A 3,694-nucleotide genomic window follows, 5' to 3' on the forward strand; every position below is an offset into this window, starting at 1 on the left:
GCCATGATCATGGCGACGCTCAGGGACTCGGCGGGGTGAAGGAGACGGACCAGGGCCAGGCGCCGGTCGGGGCGGCCGCGGTGGGCAGCTGCGGCCCGGCGTTCGTCGAGGCTGCCGATCTCCCAGAGGACGGCGGCCAGGATGGGCCACACGGCGCGGACGGTCGCGCCGAGAAGGGAACCGGCCTCGCTCGCGGAGAAGAAGCTGCTGATGGCCGCGAGGACCCAGAAGAGGATGCCGGACAGTCCGCCGCTCTCACCGTGGGTGGCACGGCGACGGGCGCGGCGGCCGCAGACCATCGCGGCAATGTCGAGGGCGACGAAGGGGAGCAGGTCCGCCGGAGTGCTCAGGCCCATGACGTTGTGCCCGACCCGGCGCAGGCCGTTGGCGGACAGGGTGGCCGCGGCGGCGGCGATGACGAGGGTGGCGTGGTCCTCGAGCCGGCGGCCTCGGCGGTCGGCGGCCTCGGCGCGCTCGGCCGGCGCGAGCGCGCGCTGGGCCTGGCGCCAGCGGCGCAGTGCCAGGGTCGGACCGGTCGTCAGGACGAGGACGCCGACCAGGAACTGCCAGGAGGTGAGCAGCTGGGTGGCGGTGGCCAGCGAGGGGGTGGGGAGGGTGAGGGTCACGCGGTCCACCCCGTCCGGGCGCGGCGCGCGGCGCGCAGCTCGCTGAGTTCGGCGACGGCCGTGCGGGCCCGCTCGATGCTGAGGGGGGTGGCCTTGGTGAAGGCGCCGGTCCGCGCGGCGCGGCGGGCGGCGCGGAGGTAGGCGGACTCCTCGGCGGCGATGCGCGCGTCGTTGGTGCGCGCCTGGGCGAGGCGCTGGGCGTGGGCGCGGGCTTCGTCGCGCTGCTCCTGCTCGGTGAGGCCGCCGTGGATGCCGCCGGAGTCCTTGTCCCGCAGGGCGCGCTCGAGGCAAGCCGTCGCGACCGGGCAGCCGGTGCACCAGGTGTAGATCACGTGCTGGCGCCGGAGCTCGCCGTCGAAGTGGGACTCGCCGTCGCCAGCGTAGAAGAGGTCGGTGTCCTCTCCCTGGCACGAGGCGCGGCGCTCCAGGAGGGCGGTCAGCTTGGGGCGGTCCAGCTGGCGGGCGAGGTCTGCGGTGAGGAGGTCGTGGTCGACGAGGTCCAGGAGGACGTCGATGGGCCGCGAGGCGAGGTAGGCGGTGAGCTCCTTCTCGCGGGCGACCATGTCGGTTTCGGGGGCGGATGCGATGCTGAGCATGGGTCGTGGTCCTTCGAAGAGGTCGGGCGGCCCGTTTTGTAACGGCCTCCGGGTGGCAGCCCGGGGGCCGTTTTTTGCGTTCGGGTAGGGCCGACCCGCACGCTCACAGTGTCCCCTGTGTCCTATCCCAGTTGAGACACTGTGTGCCATGATGGTGCCCGTTCAGTCCGATCACGTCAAGGAGGAAGCAGCGATGACGCACCCCGGACGGCCCGACCCGCACCCCTGGTGCGGCAAGATGGCGACCATGCCGACCATGCCGACGCCCCAGTTCCAGCAGCTTGCGAACGATCTCCGCGACGACATCGACGCGGGAAAGATCGAGGCATGGGCGTGGCTTCCCTCCGTGCGCGCCCTCAGCAATTCCTTGGGCGCTGCGAAGAACACCGTGTCCGCGGCCCTACGCGTGCTGGTCGACGAGGGCCGGCTCGAGGTGAAGCCCAACAAGGGCTACCGGGTCCTGCCGCGGCCTTCGCCGATCCGGCTCCTCCTCGACGGGCACGGCCGGCTCCGCCCCGTCGAAGAAGGTGTGCTCGAGGCGCCGCGGACGCAGGTGGAGCAGGCCAGCGCCGAGGTGGCCAAGGCGCTCAGCGGCTCCGCGCTGGGAGAGCAGTTGCTGGTCCGCCACACGGAGCTGATCGCCGGGAGCAGCCCGTTCGGGATCGCCGCGACGCACTTCCCGCGCCTGGTCGCCGACCGGGCGCCCGCGCTGACCGACCCCGGCGTGAAGGACGTCCAGGCTCTCCTGGACGGGCTCGGCATGGTCGAGACCAGCCACACCCTGGAGATGACGGCCCGGTCGGCGACGCCGGACCAGTCACGCGCTCTGCGCGTGGCCGCCGGCGCGCCCCTGCTGGTCCTGCGGCGCCTGGCCCTCGGCGCGGACGGCCCGCTCTACCTCACCATCACGTCGCTTCGACCTGACCGCGTGGAACTCCACACAGATCATCCGAAGCGTTAACAATCGGTCATTTCACCCGACTTGGCCGCCGGGAAACGTCCGGCAAAATCCGCGCGCGTGCTCCCGGCGCGGATGTGACGAGTGGGGATAGTGTGTCGAGGGTCTGTAGCGTCCTCCGGCTGGCTAAGCGCCGGACGGGAGACGGCAGCCCCGAGTGCCCAGCGGGCCCGGGAGTTGGAAGTGCCGAGCCGATAGGGGGCGGTCTCGACGTGATTCAGGTGAGCCGCGCTCAGCTCCGGCCACTGCGGCGGGGGACTTCGGCACCGCGCCGCCCACGGCGCGCGCCCTCCTACTGCACGGAGGGGGCGGCCTTGTCGTAGCACTTCCGGGACGGGCCTCTAGCCAAGGCACCTCGCCCCATCAGCAGCCGGTCCGGAGTTAGCAGCTCCCTGACCAGCCCTTCACCGTCCGACGCGAGTTAGCAGCTCACGCCGTACGAGGACCAGGCCCGAAGGCCTGGCGTCACTGCCTACCAGCAGCTGCCCCACCGAAGCGGGGCTTTTCCATCCCTCATTCCAAGAGAGAGGCATGGACAGTTTGCAGTACCGTCCTGCCGTTTGTCAGCTCGGCATGCCCACGCGCGTACCCGCGCGGCCGCCGCGCCCCGTCCACCTGGCCCTCCTCGAAGGGGCCTGTGGAAAACTTTTTCGCCTTCGGCGGTCACACCAGCCCTCGGCGCACCATCTATGGCTGTACGTGATCCACGCACCACGTACACCCACCCGATTCGCCCGGTCCTGCCCGCTCGCCGAGCAGGTGCGCGCATGAACGCGCCGAAGGCCCGGCCCGCCGACTCGACCGCGCCCGCCCCGACGCGCGCGCGACTCGTCGCGCTGCCCGGCGGCCTGGCCCCCGGCGACGCCTCCGCGCGCCCTCTGCAGCTGGGCCGCGCGACGCGCAGGCGCCTGGCGGCCGCGGTCGGCGCGCTGATCGGCTCCGGCGCCGACCTCTCGGACGCCGCGCAGCTGCTGCGGATCGTCGTGACGGCCAAGGCGAACCACCGCGACGGCTGCACCGCGCGCACGCGCGTCCCGGAGCTGGCCCGGTGGATGGGCGTCGGCGTCTCCACCGTCGACAAGGCCCTGGCCGAGCTGCGCAGCGCCGAGGCGTTGACGACCCGGGAGCGGCGGGCCGCCTCCGGCGCGGTGACCGGACTGGACTGCACCGTGCCGGGCCTGAGCGCCGCTCATGCTCCTGGGGCCGATCCGCTCGCGCTGACCCGCGCGGAGCTGGCCACGCTGCTGCGCGTGCTGGAGCAGTTGTTCGGACCGGGGTGGGATCACCGGGACGGCACCCGGACCGAGGCCGGCATGCTCGCCGCCCGGACCGGGCGCGGCGCGGCGACGGACCGGCTCGCCCTGCTGGCCCTCGTGCTGCAGGCGCGCGCGGACGGGCGCGTCCGGCTGTGCGGCGGCGCGGTCGACACGCGCGTCGGCCGGCCAGCCGCGACGGTGGCGCGCCTGATCGGGGGGAGCGTCCACGCGGGCGCGCGCGTGCTGGCGCGCCTGCAG

The 3,694-nt window shown here is 73.3% G+C and carries 3 protein-coding genes and 1 pseudogene; 2 read left to right on the forward strand and 2 right to left on the reverse strand.

Going from position 1 to position 3,694, the window contains the following annotated elements; genetic code table 11:
- Both BMY61_RS43665 and BMY61_RS43670 read right to left on the reverse strand, forming a co-directional pair.
- The coding region (locus BMY61_RS43665; RefSeq protein WP_244904236.1) for a DUF2637 domain-containing protein at positions 1 to 626 on the reverse strand (626 nt) is incomplete at its 3' end.
- Positions 623 to 1,222: a WhiB family transcriptional regulator gene (locus tag BMY61_RS43670; RefSeq protein ID WP_052439580.1), complete on the reverse strand. Its 600-nt coding sequence runs from the start codon at positions 1,220 to 1,222 to the stop codon at positions 623 to 625. The genes BMY61_RS43665 and BMY61_RS43670, both read right to left, overlap by 4 nt.
- Positions 1,223 to 1,415: 193 nt before the next feature.
- Between BMY61_RS43670 and BMY61_RS43675 the strand changes: the two genes are divergently transcribed.
- Both BMY61_RS43675 and BMY61_RS43680 read left to right on the forward strand, forming a co-directional pair.
- Positions 1,416 to 2,183, forward strand: coding sequence for a GntR family transcriptional regulator (locus BMY61_RS43675; RefSeq protein ID WP_075004328.1), 768 nt, complete (start codon positions 1,416 to 1,418; stop codon positions 2,181 to 2,183).
- A 764-nt stretch (positions 2,184 to 2,947) separates the two neighbouring features.
- A pseudogene (locus BMY61_RS43680) lies at positions 2,948 to 3,694 on the forward strand (hypothetical protein); the annotation flags it as partial.

The sequence above is a fragment of the Streptacidiphilus jiangxiensis genome, assembly GCF_900109465.1.
Taxonomy (GTDB): Bacteria; Actinomycetota; Actinomycetes; order Streptomycetales; family Streptomycetaceae; genus Streptacidiphilus; species Streptacidiphilus jiangxiensis.